A 17784-nucleotide genomic window follows, 5' to 3' on the forward strand; every position below is an offset into this window, starting at 1 on the left:
GTGGCGGCAAGGGAACGTCCGCTGCCGCGCATTCACGGCACCATCGCGCATGATATCGGCGTCGAGATCGTCAGCGGGCTGCGCAAGCCCGGCGACATTTTCGGCGGCGAGATCGAAGCCAGCGAAGCCCTGGGCGTGTCGCGCACGGCCTATCGCGAGGCGATCCGCATCCTCGCCGCCAAGGGACTGATCGAGAGCCGGCCAAAGGCCGGCACCAGCGTCAACCCGCGCCATCGCTGGAACCTGCTCGATCCCGATGTCCTCGCCTGGACGTTCGAAGGCGCGCCCGACCCGCGCTTCATCCTCGACCTGTTCGAGCTGCGCAGCCTGATCGAGCCCGCCGCCGCCGCCCTGGCGGCGGGACGGCGCAGCGACGGGGACGTCGCCGCGATGGGCATGGCGCTCGACGAAATGCAGCGGCATGGCCTTGCCGACCCACGCGGCCGCGACGCCGACCAGCGCTTCCACCGCGCCATCCTCGCGGCTGCCGACAACGAGCCGCTGGCGGCGCTGGCGAGCAGCGTCGGCGCCGCCGTGCGCTGGACGACCCAGTTCAAGCAGCGCGAACGCGCCCTGCCCCGGGACCCGCTGCCCGACCATATTGTCGTCTTCGACGCCATCCGCGACCGGGACGGTGCCGCCGCGCGCGCGGCAATGGCCGAACTGCTCAGGCTTGCGCTCGCCGACATGGGGCTGGCGCTGCGAAGCTGATGAAGGACCGGGTTTCACTGCTGTGAAACCCGGTCCGCCACCACTCAGTGGTTGTCGCGCGGCAGTCCGCGCGTCTGGGCGATGCGCTGATAGGCCTCCGCACCCTCCAGGATCGCGCCGTTGCCGAGCTGGCCGACGACGGCACGCTGGATTTCCTGCCAGGGCGTTTGCGAGGCCGGAAAGCGATAGCCACCCTTCGCTGCCAGCGCCGCCTGCCGCGCCGCCAGCGTTTCGGCGTCGATCAGCACATCGGCACTGCCGCGCCGCAGGTCGATGCGGACCCGGTCGCCGGTTTCCAGCACCGCCAGCGCGCCGCCGGCCGCCGCTTCGGGAGCGGCGTTGAGGATCGACGGGCTGCCGCTGGTGCCCGACTGGCGGCCATCGCCGATGCACGGCAACGCATGGACGCCGTCGAGGATGAGATGCGCCGGCGCGCGCATGTTGACGACCTCGGCAGCGCCCGGATAGCCGATGGGCCCGGCGCCGCGCATGACCAGCAGGGTGCGGTCGGTGATCCCGGTTGCGGGGTCGTCGATGCGCGCGTGATAATCCTCCGGCCCGTCGAACACCACCACCGGTCCTTCAAAGGCGTCGGGGTCGGCGGGATCGGACAGATAGCGTTCGCGGAATTCCGGCGAGATGACGCTGGTCTTCATGATGGCGCTGTCGAACAGATTGCCCGAAAAAACGACAAAGCCTGCCGCCGCCATCAATGGCGCATCGAACGGGCGGATGACCTTTTCGTCCTCGATGGCGACGCCGCGGCAATTTTCGCCGATGGTCTTGCCATTCACGGTCATCGCGCCTTCGGCGATCAGGCCCTGGCCGATGAGCTGGCCGACGACCGCCGGCACGCCGCCGGCCCGGTAGAAATCCTCGCCCAGATATTCGCCCGCCGGCTGGAGATTGACCAGCAGCGGAATGTCGAGGCCGTGCGATTGCCAGGTCTGCAACGGCAGGTCGACGCCGATGTGGCGGGCAATCGCCGTTATATGGATGGGTGCGTTGGTCGACCCGCCGATCGCCGAATTGACCGCGATGGCGTTGCGAAAGGCGTCTTCTGTCAGGATGTCCGACGGCTTCAGATCGTCAGCGACCATGGCGACGATGCGCTTGCCGGTGCGCCAGGCGACTTCCTGCCGGTCGCGATAGGGCGCCGGGATCGCGGCCGACCCGGGCAGCGACATGCCCAGCGCCTCCGCCAGCGAGTTCATCGTCGTCGCCGTGCCCATGGTGTTGCAATAGCCCGTCGAGGGCGCCGACGACGCCACCAGCCGGATGAATTCGGCATCGTCGATCTCGCCGGCGGCGAGCAATTCGCGCGCCTTCCAGACGATCGTCCCCGATCCGGTGCGGTCCCCCTTGTGCCAGCCGTTGAGCATCGGCCCCACCGACAGCGCGATGGCCGGGATATTGACCGTCGCCGCCGCCATCAGGCACGCCGGCGTGGTCTTGTCGCAGCCGATGGTGAGGACGACGCCATCGAGCGGATAGCCGTACAGCGTTTCGACCAGGCCCAGATAGGCAAGGTTGCGATCGAGCCCGGCGGTCGGCCGCTTGCCGGTCTCCTGGATCGGATGAACGGGAAATTCGATGGCGATGCCGCCGGCTTCGCGGATGCCTTCGCGGACACGTTCGGCAAGAACGAGATGGTGGCGATTGCACGGCGACAGGTCCGATCCCGTCTGCGCGATGCCGATGATCGGCTTGCCCGACTGGAGCTCTTCAAGGCTCAACCCGAAATTGAGATAGCGTTCGAGATACAGCGCCGTCATGTCGATGTTGTCGGGATTGTCGAACCAGGCGCGGCTGCGGAGCTTGGGCTTCGTATTGGACATTGTTGGCACTCCGCGGCTTCGAAGGCGATTGGATAAACTCAGACAAATGGAAGATCAATGCGGTGTGCTGCGTCTGACAGGCAAAAAAATGGGCCGGCTGTTTCCAGCCGACCCGATTTGGGGAGTAACTTTGGGAAGCCTCAGAAGCGGCCGCGCAACCCGACGAGAACGGTACGGCCGGGATTGTATTGATTGAACGTCGCATTGGGGAACTGGAAGTAGGCGCCCTGCGATTCCTTGGTGATGTTGATGACGTTGAGCACCACGGTCGGCAGATAATCCTTGCCGAACAGGCGGGCGAGATCGAGATTTCCCGAAAAGTCGAGCTGCGCATAGTCGCGGCCGAAGATGGCGGCAGCGGGGATGCCGTTCTGGTTTGTCCCCGACCCCTGCGAGCCTTGGTTGTAGGTATAGGCGAGGCGTGCCGAGATGCCGTTGTTGTCGTAATAGCCGGTCAGCACATAGGTCGTCGGTGCAACGCCGATGGCGATTGCCGGGGCCCCTGCGCCATCGCCCTTCTGGTCGATCAAGGTCAGATTGGCCTGGATGCCGAAGCCGCGGACGCCGAACCGGCTGGTCAGGAAGTCGAACGGCTGGGTCAGCTGGAATTCGAGCCCGTTGACCTTGAGCTTGCCGTCCGAATTGACCTGCTGCTGGATGACGATCGGTACATCGCTGAGCGCCTGGCCCGGGGCGGCGCGCGTCGCCAGTGCGTCGCGCTGCGCCTGGGTCAGCGAGTCGATCGAAATGCCATAGGGTTCCAGGAACGAGAAGGGCACGGTGCGCAGGCCGTTGACCGTGAAGCCCGTGATCGACTTGCGGAAGGCGGCAAAGCCGATGACGCCTTCGCCGCCGGTGTAGAATTCGAAACCGACGTCGATGTTGGTGGAGATGTACGGATCGAGCTCCTGGTTGCCGACCGTGCCGATATCCGCCGACGGCTGGACGAAGCTGGCGCCAGGCAGCAGCGCGTTCGGATCGGGCCGCGACATCGTCCGCGACAGCGAAGCGCGCGCCACGGCGAGGCCGTTGAAATCGAACGCCACGCTCGCCGACGGCAGCCAGTTGTTGTACGAGCTGCGGGTCGTCGGGAAGGTGTTGGTGTTGGGATAGCGACCGCCGTCCGGGATCTGCTGGCCATTGGCCAGGGTGTTGCGCGGGTCGGGAACGCTGACCCGGCCGCCGACGATCTGGATGGTGTGGACATAGCGCAGGCCGCCGTTCAGCCGCAGCGTGTTGTCGCCGACATCGATGACGCCATTGGCTTCGGCATAGGCACCCGTCACCTTTTCCTGGATCAGGCCGCCATTGGCACCGCTGCTGCCGGCGCCGATCTCGGTCGCGTTGGCCAGCAGCGCGTCATAGCCGGTGGCGGCCTTGAACTTTTCCCAATCGACGGTGATGTAGCCATTGCTGCCGGGCATGAGATAGCTCGGCACCTGCGCGGTGGGGACCAGCGAGCCGGCATAGACGATCGGCGGTCCGCCCGCGGTGGCGTTGGTGCCATAGCCGGGGAAGGTCGGGAAGCCGGCGGGCGGCGTCGTGCCGGGCTGGAACAGGCCGGTGCACGGTGTCGTGCCGGTGTTGGGCGCCAGCAACGAAACATTGGGCCCGTTGCCGCAAATGGCGTTCTGCCAGGGGCCCGTGTTGTCGAACGGCGTGATGCGCCGCTGGGTATCATCATAGGCGCCGCCGACGCGGACGCTGAACCGGTTGGCGTCGCCGAACAGCACGCTGCCGCGCACGCCCTTGGTTTCGGTCGCGCGCTCCTCGCCGTTCAGATTGACCCGGCCACCGCCCGCCCAGCCGAAATTGGCCGGGTTGTTGAGGTCGACATTGGTCAGGATCTGCGGGATGCCGCCATCGTTGGTGTAGTTGACCGTGGTACCGGCGCGTTCCGGCGTGATGACCAGCACCGTCGGGCTCTCGCGGCGGAAATTGCTCTTGGTATAATTGGCCTGCAGATCACCACTGATCCAGTCGTTGACCTTGAATTCCAGCCCCGGGTTGATCCCCCAATAGTCCTGGGTGTCGCGATAGGGCCGATATTCGAGGAAGAACTGCGAATTGGCGTAGGTGCCCTCGGTGACCACGCACCCGGCGGCGCAATCGGTTCGGTCGTATTTGGTGTTGAGCGGGATGACGGCACCGTTGCGGCCGACCCAGTTCATTGCCGTCCGGGTGAATTCGGTGGTGCGTTTTCCGTACATGCCATCGAGGTAGAAATGCAGATCGTCGCTCGGCCGCCATTCGGCCGACGCGATATAGCTCTGGCGGTCGCGCGAGCCGACTTCGGTGCGCGGCCGGCCAAGACGCGGGATCAGGCCGTTGTCGATCTGATCGATGGTGGCGCCGGGATTGTTGCGCAGCAGGAATGCCTGGTCGATGACGGCGCCGGTGACAAGGCCGTTGCCGGCGTTGACGGGCACGGTCGCCGGGATGGTGAAGTTGCCGCCACCCGTCGCGTTGCGCGTGGCGCTGCTGCTCTGCGCCGCGGTCAGGTTGGGGTTGGTCCAGCCGATGGTTTCGAAGCCGTCGACGGCAAACTGGCTCTTCGACACCGAAACGCCGCCAAGGATGCCGAAATTGCCGAAGGTGGCGCTGGCCAGGACATGGCCGCGATAGCCCCATTTGTCGGCACCGCTGACCTTGGAACCCTGAAAGCCATAGCTGACATAAGGTTTGGGATTGTCGAACGGGCGCGCCGTGCGCAGGTTGACGGTGCCGGCGGCGCCGCCTTCGATCTGGCTGGCGACCGGCGACTTGCTGACCGTCAGCTGGGTGAACAGCTCGGTCGGCAGCATGTCGAGATCGACTTCGCGATTGGTGCTCTGCGCATCGAAGCGCACCGATGCGATCGCCACCGGCGCGCCGTTGAGCAGCACGCGGGTGAAGTTGGTGCCGAGCCCGCGGATGGCGACGTTGGAGCCTTCGCCGGTCACTTCGCGGCTGATGGTGACGCCGGGAATGCGGTTGAGCGATTCGGCGATGTTGGTGTCGGGGAACTTGCCGATGTCTTCTGCAAAGATGGTGTCGACGAAGCCGACGGCGTTGCGCTTGGCGTCGGTCTGGCGTTCCAGCGACGCGCGAAAGCCGGACACGACGATTTCGGTATCGTCCGCCGTTGCAGCGGTCGGATCGGTCGGTGCGGAATCACCCGGGCCGCTGGCCGGGGCCGCCTGGGTCGTGGTTGCCTGGGCAAGCACCGGATAGGCCTTGGCGTTGAGGATGACCGGCGCCGGTGTCGTGACGCCGCCGGAAGCTGCGGGCATCGGCACCGGCGTGGGTGCTGCCTTTGCCGTGGATGCCGACAGTCCGGCGACCGAAACTGCAGCGAGCAGCGAAGCGCGGACGGAATGCGCGTGCAAAATGCGATTCATGATGCCTCCCCCTGTACGACCACCGCTTCATTGTCGGCTGGTCGGTCATGCGCTTTGTTAGCGCTATCATGGGAGATTATTACTACGAGTTATTCTTGTCAAGCCGGCTCAACGATAGCGGTAAAGACGAATTTTCTGGATCTGGAAGGGCCCCGGCGCCAGCCGGATATGCCGTCCCTGGTGGGTCTGGTCGCCGTTGAGCAGCCGCCCTGCCACCCAGCGCCCATCGACGAACTTGCCTTCGTAAGCCGAATCGATTCCGGCGAGCGGCGGCCCGTCGCCGACAGGCGCAAAGGTGACCGTTATCCCCTGCCCGGCGATGAGATAATCCTCCGGCCCGGTCTGGATGATCATGCCGCCATAGCCGCCGGTTTCGGGCGTGATCACCGGCTTCTGGATATCGGCGAACGACACGGTGAAGCGATAGTCGCCGATCGTCTCGCTGGCCGGCTCGGCCACCACGGTCTCGTCGTACAGCGCCCGCGGCTTGAACGCCGACATCCGGCCGAGCCCCTGGGCCGCCAGGATCGCCGGTGCCAGCTGTTCCAGCCCGGCATAGGTGTCCGCCAGGCGGTTCGGACCGCCGTCGATCGATTCGATCGAGAAGGGCGAAAAGCCGATCGCGTCATGCTTGCCGATCGCATAGATGGCGTTGGCCGGGCCATCGGCACGGTCGGCATTGTTGGCTTCCGGGATGAAGAGCGGATTGTCGCTGCGCTTGTAGCGACCGACGATGTCGACGAAGTTCGGAAAGTAGATGTCGGGTGCGATCAGGTCGAGGCTCGGCGCCCCGGCCTTCCAGACATCGATCAGCTGGGGCAGCGGCCCGCCGCTGGGATAACCGACGCCGGGTTCGCGCCCGGGGCGGTTGAGCGCGACATTGACATACATCGGCAGCGGATAGGCCGCCTTGCCGGCCGCCGTCAGCGCATCGGCAAAGCGCGCATAATGCCAGGCAGTGAACACTTCCGCCGCCGCGTCGCCCGGTCCGAACACCGCTTCCCACGACCCTTCGACAGGCGCACCGCGATCGGCCCACATCCGCTGCATTTCGGGAACCAGCGTGGCACGATGCGCCACCAGATAGTCGATCAGTTGCTTGGGAACCGGCTGGCGGAACGCGGCTTCGGCGAGCGGGCCATGGTCGCGCGCCACCGGCAACATGCCGATCTCGTTTTCGACCTGGACCATGACGACGGTGTTGTCCGTGCCGTCGGTCGCCTTCAGATGCGCCATCAGCGCCGCATAGGCACGCGAATCGGCCGCCAGCGTCTCCGGTGCCATCGCCGACAGGATGTCGACACCCTGGCCGTTGGGCTGCTGCGCGCGCGGAAACCGCGCCTGGTCGCGCTTCACCCATGCCGGGACATAGGTCGACATCGAATTCTTCCACGCCCCGAACCACAGGATCACCAGCTTCAGGTCGTTGGCCCGCGCCGCCTTGACCATCTGGTCGACCGACGACCAGTCATACTGCCCTTCGCGCGGCTCGATCAGTTCCCAGGCCACCGGCGCCAGAACGGTGTTGAGGTGCATCGCCTTCAACCGGGGCCAGTGCGGCGCCATATAGGCGGCGCTCGACGCACTCGAATTGCCGAGTTCGCCACCGAGGATCAGCAGCGGCTTTCCCCCCACGATCAGCTGCGTCGCGGTACCCTGTTTGCGCAACGCCGGCACATCGGCGAGCGCCGGCGCCGACAGGGCCGCAGCGAGGAGCAGGGCACGGATCACATCAGTTCCTTTGAAAGGTCGCCAGTGCTGCCGCCGCGCCATCCTGTTCGAGCATAGCCAGCTGGCGGGTGAGCAGGTCGCGAAGCCCGGCATCGACGGCGAGCGCCGGCGGAAAGATCGCGGCGATCGCCATCAGCGCCGCCACGGTGGCAGCGGCATCGTCGCGCAACGCCGCCGCCGTGGCCGCGGCCAGCGGATCGTCGACGGTGAACCTGCCGCCATCATCGGCAACGCCGCGCTGCCAGCGCATCCACGCCGCGACCGCCAGCGCCAGGGCGTCGACAGGCAGTCCGGCGGCCCGGCGGTCGGCGATCGGCGCGAGCAACCGCTGCGGCAGTTTCTGCGACCCGTCCATGGCGATCTGCCGCGTCCGGTGCTGCAGCGCCGGGTTGGCAAACCGCGCCATCAGCGCGTCGCGATAGGCCGGCACATCGAGGCCGGGCGGCGGGGACAGCGTCGGCGCCGCCTCGTCCCACAGTGCCTCGACAAACCCTCGGCCGGCCGGCAGCGCCACGACCTGATGGACGAAATCCAGCCCGGCGAGCCCGCCGAGATAGGCGATTCCCGAATGGGCCCCATTGAGCAGGCGCAGCTTGGCCGCCTCCCAAGGCGCCACATCGGCGGTCAGCTGCACGCCCAGCGTTGCGAAATCGGGTCGCGGTCCGGCGAAATGATCCTCGATCACCCATTGCGTGAACGGCTCGGTCTTGACCATCGCTGCGTCCTCGACGCCCAGCTGCGTCGCCAGCGCAGCGACGTCGTCCGCCGTCGTTGCCGGAACGATGCGATCGACCATCGTCGCCGGAAAGGCGCCGTGGTCCGCGATCCAGTCGGCGAGGCCGGCATCATGCGCGCGTGCCATCGCCAGCACCGCGCCGCGCAGCAGCAGGCCATTGTCGGGCAGGTTGTCGCACGAAATGACGGTGAACGGCGGCAGCCCGGCAGCGCGCCGCGCCGCCAGCCCGGCGACGATGAACCCCGGCGCGGTCACCGGCGCCGCCAGCGATGCCACGTCGCGCGCGACATCGGCGTCGCCGGTCACCAGCGACCCCGTCGCCCGGTCGAGCTTGTAGCCTTTCTCGGTAATCGTCAGCGTGACGATATGGGTGTCAGGCGCAGCCAGCGCCGCAATTACCGCCGCCGGATTTTCGGGTGCGACCAGCACCTCGTGCACCGACCCGACCAGCCGCATCGCCGTCGCCGCGCCGTCGCGCACCAGCACCGTGTACAGCCCGTCCTGCGGCGCCAGCTGGTCCCGCACGCCGGCCGATCGCAGCGACACGCCGGTGATGCCCCAGCGCAGATCGCCCGCGGCCAGCGCATCGTCGAAGACCACCGCCTGATGGGCGCGATGGAAGGCGCCGATGCCGAAATGGACGACGCCGCGGCGCGCCGCCGACCGGTCATAGGGCGGACGGGCGACGGTGTCCGGCAGCGTGGCAGCGGTCTCGCGCGAAAGCCTCACAGCTTGTACGCCGCCTTGGCGAGGTCATAGGCCAGCGCCCGTGCCACCTCATGCGCCTCGTCGATCTCCAGCCGCCCTTCGGCGACGAGCTGCGCCAGCCAGGTGCAGTCCATGCGCCGCGCCACGTCGTGCCGCGCCGGAATCGACAGGAACGCGCGAGTATCGTCATTGAAGCCGACGGTGTTGTAGAAGCCGCCGGTCTCCGTGGCCCGCTCGCGGAAGCGCCGCATGCCTTCGGGGCTGTCGTGAAACCACCACGGCGGCCCCAGCCGGAGCGCCGGATAATGGCCGGCCAGCGGCGCAAGTTCGCGGCTGTAGACGTCTTCATCGAGCGTGAAGAGTATCAGCGTCAGCCGCGGATCATTGCCGAAGCGGTCGAGCAGCGGCTTCAGCGACCGTACGAATTCGCCGGCCAGGGGGATATCGGCACCCTTGTCGCGGCCGAAGCGCGCCAGCACCTCGGGATTGTGATTGCGCAGCACGCCGGGATGCAGCTGCATCACCATGCCGTCGTCGATCGCCATGCGCGCCATTTCGGTCAGCATCTGGGCACGGAACAGCTCGGCATCCGCAGGCGTGCTGCCGGCCAGCACCCGGTCATACAGCGCCGCTGCGTCGTCGAACGACAGGTCGGCGGTGGCGGCCGAAGGGTGGCCATGGTCGGTCGAGGTGGCGCCGGCCTCGCGAAAGCGCGCGCGGTGGAAGCGATGCGCCGCAAGGTAACCGGAAAAGGTCGCCGTGTCGGTCCCGGCGGTCTGCCCGAACCGCGCGACATTGGCGGCAAAATTGGCGGCTTCGGGGTCGACCACGGGATCGGGGCGATAGGCGGTGATGACACGGCCGGACCAGCCGCTGTTGCGGATCGCGGCGTGATGGGCGAGCGGATCGAGCGGGCTTTCGGTGGTCGCGATCGCTTCGATGTTGAAGCGTTCGAACAACGCGCGCGGGCGGAAGGCATCGGTCTGCAGCGCCGCACCGATGACATCGAAATAATGGTCGGCCGTGGCGGCGTCGAGCCGGACGTCAAGCCCGAAGACTTCGGCGAACACCCAGTCGAGCCACATCCGTGACGGCGTACCGCGGAACAAATGGTAGTTGGCGGCGAAAAGCGACCAGATGGCGCGGGGGTCGGTTTCGGTCGGGCTGCCATCGACCGTCGGCACCCCGAGCGCGTCGAGCCCGATGCCCTGGCTCATCAACATGCGCAGCACATAATGGTCGGGAACGATCAGCAGATTGGCGGCATCGGTGAACGGCGCATCGCTGGCAAACCACGACGGGTCGGTGTGGCCGTGCGGGCTGATGATCGGCAACCCCGCGATTTTTTCATACAGCGTCCGGGCGATAGCGCGGGTGCCGGGATCGGCGGGGAACAACCGGTCGGGGTCGAGGCGGAGCGGTCGGGTCATGCAGGAGCACTCATATTGACGGGCGCATAGCGCGGGTTGATCACATGGGTAACGAGCAGGGCGAGCAGATACGCCAGCCCGCACGCGATGAAAAACGGTTCGTAGCTGCCGACCCGGTCGAGCAGCGCCCCCAGCGACTTCGATGCGATGAAGCCCCCTGCCGCCCCGGCAAAGCCGCCAAGGCCGATCAGCGTCCCTTGCGCATAGCGCGGGAACAAATCCCCCGGCATCGCGAACAAATTGGTCGAAAACCCCTGGTGCGCGGCGCAGGCGAGGCCGATGCAGCCGACCGCGATCCAGATGTCGTCGGCGCGGATGGCGAACATCACCGGCAGCGCGAACAGTGCGCAGATGAACATCGCCCGCTTGCGCGCCGGCCCGGTGGCACCGCCGCGCCCGATCAGATGCGAGGAATACCAGCCGCCGGCGACCGCCCCCAGATCGGCAAGAATATAGATCGCCACCAGCGGCGGCCCGAAGTTCTTCAGATCATAGCCATATTGCTTGTTGAAGAAATCCGGGAGCCAGAACAGGAAGGTCCACCACACCGGATCGATCAGGAAGCGACCGGCCATATAGGCCCAGGTCTGGCGATGGCCGAGCACCTGCCGGAAGGTGGCACGGCCGGCGTCGATCTGCGGCTCCGCCTCGATCCAGGCGCGTTCCGCGCGCGTGACGGTCGGGTGGTCGGCGGGCTTGCGATAGAATTTCCACCACGCTGCCAGCCAGACCAGATTGAACAACCCGGTGATGACGAACGCCCAGCGCCAGTCGAACTGCATCCCGGCGATCAGAAAGGCGATGAGCAACGGCGTGACGATGGCGCCGACATTGGCACCGGCGTTGACGATGCCGATGGCCAGCGCGCGTTCGGCGCGGGGAAACCATTGCGAGATCGCCGCCAGCGCCGATGGGAAGGTCCCCGCCTCGCCCAGTGCCAGCGGGATGCGGGCGAGCGCGAAGCCGGTCGTGGAGGTGACCAGCACCTGCGCGAAATGCCCCAGCGTCCAGGTGCCGACCGCGATCAGATAGCCCAGCCGCGGCCCGATGCGATCGACCAGCCAGCCGAATGCCAGGAAGCCGAAACCGTAGAAGACCTGGAAATAGCCGGTGATGTCGCCATAGCCGGCGTTGGTCCAGCCATAGAGGTCGGTCAGCTGCGGCTTCAGCACGCCGAGCACCAGCCGGTCGATGTAGGACAAGGTCACCGCCGAAAACAGCAGCGCGCAGATCACCCAGCGCACGCGCCCGCGCGGCTTGGTCGTCACCGCGGTGGCGCCGGTGTCGCTCACCGCGTCACCAGCTCCACAGCGTCCCGTCCTCGAGCCGGTTCACCGGCAGGAAGGCGCGGCTGTATTCGTACCCCGCCGCCAGTTCCTCATCGATATCGACGCCCAGCCCCGGCGCGTCGCCCGGGTGCATCATGCCATCGGCGAAGCTATAGGCATGCGGGAACACGGCATCGGTTTCCGGCGTGTGCCGCATATATTCCTGCACGCCGAAGTTGGGCACCGACAGGTCGAAATGCAGCGCCGCCGCCATGCACACCGGCGACAGGTCGGTGGCGCCATGGCAGCCGGTGCGGACTTGGTAGAGATCGGCCAGCGCCGCGATCCGCCGCAGATGCGTGATGCCGCCGGCGTGGACCACGGTCGCGCGGATATAGTCGATCAGCTGGTTTTCGATCAGATGCTTGGCGTCCCAGATCGAATTGAAGATCTCCCCCACCGCCAGCGGCGTCGTCGTGTGCTGGCGGATCAGGCGGAAGCCATCCTGGTTTTCGGCCGGCGTCGCATCTTCCAGCCAGAATGGCCGATAGGGCTCCAGGTCCTTGCCCAGCCGCCCTGCCTCGATCGGCGTCAGCCGGTGGTGCACGTCGTGGAGCAGGTGGACATCCCAGCCGAGCGCTTCGCGTGCCGCCGCAAACAGTTCGGGCACGACGCGCAGATATTTGCTCGTCGACCAGACATTTTCGGTCGGCAGGTCGGCATCGGCGGGCTCATAGAAATAACGGTCCTTCGACACGCCATAGGTGGAGGCCATGCCCGGCACGCCGCACTGGATGCGGATCGCCTTGTAGCCCTGCTGCTGGTAATCGCGCGCCACCGCCACCGTGTCCTCGATCGACACGCCATTGGCATGGCCATAGACCATCACGCCTTCGCGCGCCGCACCGCCCAGCAGCTGATACACCGGCAGCCCCGCCAGCTTGCCCTTGATGTCCCACAGCGCCGTATCGACCGCAGCAATCGCGCTCATCGTCACCGGGCCGCGACGCCAATAGGCGCCCTTGTACAGATACTGCCAGATATCCTCGATGCGGTGCGCGTCGCGGCCGATCAGGCAGGGGATGACATGCTCCGTCAGATAGGCGGCAACCGCCAGCTCGCGGCCGTTGAGCGTCGCATCGCCGACCCCGGTGGTGCCGTCGTCGCATTCGATCTTGAGCGTGACGAAGTTGCGCCCCGGGCTGGTGATGATGACACGGGCGGAAACGATCCTGGGCATGATGCTCCCTTCAGACGATTTCGAGAATGGCGGTTTGCAGGCGCGCCGAACTGGCGCCGACCTTTATATCGAACAGGCCCGGCTCGACGACTTCCTTCATGGCGAGGTTCCACAGCGCAAAGGTGTCCGGCCCCAGCGTGAAGCGCAGGGTGCGGCGCTCGCCGGGTCGCAGCGTCACCCGCTCGAAGCCCTTCAATTCGAGCACCGGCCGCGTCACCGACGACACCTGGTCGCGAATATAGAGCTGCACCACCTCGTCGCCGGCGCGGTCGCCGCTGTTGGTGACATCGACATCGACCGTGACGCTGTCCGCCACCCCGATGCGCGGCCTGGACAGCCGCGGCGGCGAAATCGTGAAGCGCGTGTAGCTGAGGCCATGGCCGAACGGGAACAGCGGCGCATTGTCGGCAAACAGATAGCCGCGCCGCGCCGACGGCTTGTGGTTGTAGTAAAACGGCACCTGGCCGACGTCGCGCACCACTGTCACCGGCAGCTTGCCGCCCGGATTGACATCGCCGAACAGCACTTCAGCGATCGCGGTGCCGCCTTCCTGCCCGACATACCAGCATTCGAGCAGCGCCCGCGCCTGTGCCGACACCTGCGGCCACGACGGCGGCCGGCCGTTGATGGCGACGACCACCACCGGCTTGCCGGTCGCCTGCATCGCTTCGAACAGCGCATTCTGTTCGCCGAGCAGGTCGAGATCGGTGCGATCGCCGAGATGGGTGCGGGCATAGCCTTCGCGACTGGTCTGTTCGGTATCGCCGATCGCCAGCAAAATGACATCGGCGGTCTTCGCCACGGCCACTGCCTCGGCGATCAGCCGGCGGTTGGTGGCCGGGTCGGCGAGCAGGATCTCGTTCGCCGAGCGATCCTCGCTCCGGGTGATGAACACGCCCTGCGCATGGACGACCTCCGCCTTGCCGGCGAGCCGCGCCTTGACGCCATCGAGCAGCGAAACGGTCTGGCGCGGGATGGACGAATAACCGCCCAGCCGCGCCACCGCGGCATTGGGGCCGATGACCGCGACCCGGCGATGCGCCCCCGGCGCCAGCGGCAGCAGGCCGTCGTTCTTCAACAACACGATCGACCGCCGTGCGGCCTCCAGTGCCAGCGCCCGCGCCTCGGCATTGGCGGTCAGCGCCGCCGCGGCTGCCGGGTCGCTGTCGCCGGCTTCGAACAGCCCGGCGCGGAACTTCAGCGTCAGCATCCGCGCGCAGGCGGCATCGACCAGCGCCACCGGCACCTTGCCGGCGCGCACGGCCGCCGCCAGCCCGCGATAGGCCTTGCCGTCGGGCAGGTCGCTGTCGACGCCGGCCGCCAGCGCCAGATGCGCGGCATCATCGATATCGGCCGCGACATGGTGGAAATAGTCGAGCTCGCCGATCGCGGCATAGTCGCTGACGATGGCGCCATCAAAGCCCCATTCGCCGCGCAGCACATCGCCCAGCAGCCAGCGGTTGGCGTGGCTGGGGACGCCGTCGATCTCGTTGTACGATGGCATCACCGCAGCAATCCCCGTGCGGCGGACGACATCGCGGAACGGCGGAAAGAACGCCGATCGCAGTTCGCGCTCGCCCATCGACGCCGGCGCGACATTGTTGCCCGCCATCGGCTGGCCATGGCCGGTCATGTGCTTCAGCGTTGCGAACACCTTGCCCGGCGCCAGCGTTTTGCCCGTGCCCTGCAACCCCAGCACCGCGGCAACGCCGAGTTCGCCGCACAAATACGGATCCTCGCCGAAGGTTTCCTCGATCCGCCCCCAGCGCGGGTCGCGCGCAATATCGACCACCGGCGACAGCGCCAGCACCGTGCCATGGGCGCGGGTTTCGCGCGCGATGACGGCGTTGACCCGCTGCACCAGATCGCGGTCGAAGGCGCTGGCCAGCGCGATCGCCTGCGGAAAGCTGGTTGCCTCGGGCGCCATCAGCCCGTGCAGCGCCTCTTCATGAAACAGGATCGGAATGCCCAGCCGGGTCCGGCGCGCCCATTGCTGGCCGGCGTTGACAAAGGCGATGGTGTCGGCCGGCGGCCGCCAGCGCCCGGTGACATCGGCAGTGGTGTCATTGGCGGTGGCGGCACCGCCGCGATCGGACGGCCGCGCGATCTGGCCGATGCCGTGCGGATAGGCGGCGTCGGCGCGCCGCGGGTCGAATGCCAGCCGATCGTCCATGATGTCGCGCTTGGTCGTCGACAAAGTGATGAGCTGCGCGACCTTTTCATCGAGCGTCATCCGCCCGAGCAGGTCCTTGACGCGCACCGCCACCGGCGCCTTGGCGTCTCGGTAGACCATGCCCGTCGCCGAAAGGGCGGCACCCGGCAACATCGCCATCGCCGACACCGTGCCGCTCAGCCGCAGCAGCGCGCGCCGGTCGATCATGCCGCCACCGGCGGCATTGCATGCGCGATTGCGCTGTCGGCAGGCCGGACCATCTGATTTTCCCTCCCCGGATCGTCACGCGCAACGCGGCATTGCTGTCGATGCCGTCGTCGTGTTAGCGTTAACATGCGGAGGCGCTCGCGGCTTGTCAACGACCGTGTGGCCGATCGCATGCGAATCAATTCGCCGGGGTGGATGATATGATGCGGATGTTGCACTGGCTGATGACGCTGATCCTGGCGGCGTTCGCCCTTGCCGGGCCGGCGCGCGCCGAGGACGGTTATGACCTCTGGCTGCGTTACCGCCCATTGCCCGCCGCCCAGGCGCCGCGGGTCGGCGCGATTACCGTCAAGGGCGATTCGCCGATGCTGCAGGCGGCCGCAACCGAACTGCAACGCGGCCTGTCGGGCCTGTCGGGCACGCGTGTCGCGCTGGCCCCGACCGCTGTCGCCGGCGGCATCGTCGTCGCCGGCGCGCGCGATCCCGCCGTCACCGCGCTCAAGCTCCCGACGGCGGCGCTGGGGGAGGAAGGCTATCTGGTCCGCGCCGTCCGCCTTTCCGGCATCCCGGTCACGCTCGTCACCGCCAACAGCGACCGCGGGTTGCTCTATGGCAGCTTTGCGCTGCTGCGCCGGCTGCAGACCGGCAGCGATGTCGCCGAGACGTCGGCGCCCAAGGTCAGGCTGCGCCTGCTCAACCATTGGGACAATCTCGACGGCAGTGTCGAGCGCGGATACGCCGGCCAATCGCTATGGGACTGGTGGATGCTGCCGGACTTCGCCGACCCGCGCTATACCGATTACGCCCGCGCCAATGCCTCCATCGGCATCAACGGAACCGTCCTCAACAACGTCAACGCCAGCGCCGACAGCCTGACCGCGCCCTATCTCGCCAAGGCGGCGGCGCTCGCCGATGTGTTCCGGCGCTATGGCATCAAGGTCTATCTGTCGGTGCGCTTTTCCGCGCCCGTCGAGATCGGCGGGCTGAAGACCGCCGACCCGCTCGACCCGGCGGTCGCCGCCTGGTGGCGCGCCAAGACCGACGAGGTCTATGCCGCCATCCCGGATTTCGGCGGCTTCCTGGTCAAGGCCAATTCCGAAGGCCAACCGGGGCCGCGCGATTACCAGCGCAGCCATGCCGATGGCGCCAACATGCTCGCCGCCGCCATCGCGCCGCACAAGGGCCTCATCATGTGGCGGGCCTTTGTCTATGCCGACGACAATCCCGATGACCGCGCCAAACAGGCCTATGCCGATTTCAAACCGCTCGACGGCAAGTTCGCGGCCAATGTCATCGTCCAGGTCAAGAACGGCGCCATCGATTTCCAGCCGCGCGAACCCTTCCACCCGCTGTTCGGCGCCATGCCCCAGACGCCGCTGATGATGGAATTCCAGATCACCAAGGAATATCTCGGCATGGCGACCCATCTCGCCTGGCTGGGGCCGATGTTCGAGGAAACCCTGCGCAGCGACACGCTGCAGAAGGGCAAGGGATCGACCGTCGCCCGTGTGGTCGATGGCTCGCTGCACGGCCATGCGCTGACCGGCATGGCCGGCGTCGCCAATGTCGGGCGCGATCGCGATTGGGCCGGGTCGACCTTCAACCAGGCCAACTGGTTCGCCTTCGGCCGGTTCGCCTGGAACCCCGCGGCCGATTCGGACACGGTTGCCGGCGAATGGGCGGCCATGACCTTCGGTCCCGATCCGGCGCTGGTCGACAAGATCGTGGGGATCATGGCCGGGTCGCGCGAGGCGGTCGTCGACTATACGTCGCCGCTCGGCTTGACCCACCAGATGGCCACCGGCCATCATTATGGCCCCGGCCCCTGGGTGTCGGACCTGAAGCGTCCCGAATGGAACCCGGTCTATTACGCCCGCGCCGACCGCCAGGGCATCGGCTTCGATCGCACTGCCAGCGGCAGCAACGCCATCGCCCAATATGCCCCCGCTTTCGCTCGCCCGCTCGCCGACCCGGCAACAACGCCGGCGCGCGACCTGCTGTGGTTCCACCATGTGCCATGGACGCATCGGATGGCGTCGGGTCGGACATTGTGGGAGGAACTGGTGACCCGGTACAATGCCGGCGTCACCACCGTTGCCGCCATGCGCCGCGACTGGGCGGCGCTGCAGCCGCAGATCGACGCCGACCGCTTTGCCAAGACCGCCACCTTCCTGGCTGTCCAGGAGCGCGAGGCACGCTGGTGGCGCGATGCCAGCATCGCCTATTGGATGTCGGTCAACGGCCTGCCGCTGCCCGCCGGTGCCGCGCCGCCGGCGCACGACCTGGCATGGTACAAGGCGCAATCCTATCCGCGCGCGCCCGGCCACCCCGGCTGATCGGCAAGCATCGATGGCACGGCACG

Annotated in this window: 10 protein-coding genes; 2 read left to right on the top strand and 8 right to left on the bottom strand. The window is 67.1% G+C overall.

Annotated elements, in window-relative coordinates; all coding sequences use genetic code 11:
- On the top strand, window positions 1–711 hold the full coding sequence (locus GGQ62_RS07130; RefSeq protein WP_152578937.1) for a FadR/GntR family transcriptional regulator: 711 nt from the start codon (window positions 1–3) through the stop codon (window positions 709–711).
- 44 nt (window positions 712–755) lie between these two features.
- On the opposite strand, the gene GGQ62_RS07135 is transcribed toward GGQ62_RS07130, so the two are convergent.
- The 8 genes from GGQ62_RS07135 to GGQ62_RS07170 form a co-directional block, all read right to left on the bottom strand.
- Window positions 756–2549: an IlvD/Edd family dehydratase gene (locus tag GGQ62_RS07135; RefSeq protein WP_152578936.1), complete on the bottom strand. Its 1794-nt coding sequence runs from the start codon at window positions 2547–2549 to the stop codon at window positions 756–758.
- Window positions 2550–2689: 140 nt separating this feature from the next.
- Window positions 2690–5929, bottom strand: a complete 3240-nt coding sequence (locus GGQ62_RS07140; protein WP_243446293.1) for a TonB-dependent receptor — start codon at window positions 5927–5929, stop codon at window positions 2690–2692.
- A 108-nt stretch (window positions 5930–6037) separates the two neighbouring features.
- Window positions 6038–7660, bottom strand: a complete 1623-nt coding sequence (locus tag GGQ62_RS07145) for a GH35 family beta-galactosidase (RefSeq protein WP_207790541.1) — start codon at window positions 7658–7660, stop codon at window positions 6038–6040.
- Window position 7661: 1 nt separating this feature from the next.
- Window positions 7662–9125, bottom strand: coding sequence for a mannitol dehydrogenase family protein (locus tag GGQ62_RS07150; RefSeq protein ID WP_152578934.1), 1464 nt, complete (start codon window positions 9123–9125; stop codon window positions 7662–7664).
- Window positions 9122–10534 carry a glucuronate isomerase gene (gene uxaC, locus GGQ62_RS07155; protein WP_152578933.1) on the bottom strand — a complete coding sequence of 471 codons (1413 nt, stop codon included), beginning with the start codon at window positions 10532–10534 and terminating at the stop codon, window positions 9122–9124. Before uxaC ends, GGQ62_RS07150 begins: the two co-directional genes overlap by 4 nt.
- The gene (locus GGQ62_RS07160; protein ID WP_243446693.1) at window positions 10531–11826 is read right to left on the bottom strand and encodes an MFS transporter; all 1296 of its coding nucleotides are present in this window, start codon (window positions 11824–11826) and stop codon (window positions 10531–10533) included. Before GGQ62_RS07160 ends, uxaC begins: the two co-directional genes overlap by 4 nt.
- A 4-nt stretch (window positions 11827–11830) precedes the next feature.
- A complete protein-coding gene (gene manD / locus GGQ62_RS07165; RefSeq protein WP_152578932.1) occupies window positions 11831–13042 on the bottom strand; it encodes a D-mannonate dehydratase ManD in 1212 nt (403 codons plus the stop codon).
- Between the two features lie 10 nt (window positions 13043–13052).
- Entirely contained in the window at window positions 13053–15422 is a 2370-nt protein-coding gene (locus GGQ62_RS07170; protein ID WP_152578931.1) for a glycoside hydrolase family 3 N-terminal domain-containing protein, read from the bottom strand.
- 203 nt (window positions 15423–15625) lie between these two features.
- Between GGQ62_RS07170 and GGQ62_RS07175 the strand changes: the two genes are divergently transcribed.
- Window positions 15626–17758, top strand: a complete 2133-nt coding sequence (locus GGQ62_RS07175) for an alpha-glucuronidase family glycosyl hydrolase (protein ID WP_424022235.1) — start codon at window positions 15626–15628, stop codon at window positions 17756–17758.
- Window positions 17759–17784 lie beyond the last annotated feature (26 nt).

The organism is Polymorphobacter fuscus (assembly GCF_011927825.1).
Classification (GTDB): Bacteria; Pseudomonadota; Alphaproteobacteria; order Sphingomonadales; family Sphingomonadaceae; genus Sandarakinorhabdus; species Sandarakinorhabdus fusca.

Excerpts from the sequence above, each read along its gene's own strand:
- uxaC (WP_152578933.1), bottom strand. The coding sequence starts at position 10,534 with ATGACCCGACCGCTCCGCCTCGACCCCGACCGGTTGTTCCCCGCCGAT.
- GGQ62_RS07140 (WP_243446293.1), bottom strand. The coding sequence starts at position 5,929 with ATGAATCGCATTTTGCACGCGCATTCCGTCCGCGCTTCGCTGCTCGCT.
- GGQ62_RS07135 (WP_152578936.1), bottom strand. The coding sequence starts at position 2,549 with ATGTCCAATACGAAGCCCAAGCTCCGCAGCCGCGCCTGGTTCGACAAT.
- GGQ62_RS07175 (WP_424022235.1), top strand. The coding sequence starts at position 15,626 with ATGCGGATGTTGCACTGGCTGATGACGCTGATCCTGGCGGCGTTCGCC.
- manD (WP_152578932.1), bottom strand. The coding sequence starts at position 13,042 with ATGCCCAGGATCGTTTCCGCCCGTGTCATCATCACCAGCCCGGGGCGC.
- GGQ62_RS07170 (WP_152578931.1), bottom strand. The coding sequence starts at position 15,422 with ATGATCGACCGGCGCGCGCTGCTGCGGCTGAGCGGCACGGTGTCGGCG.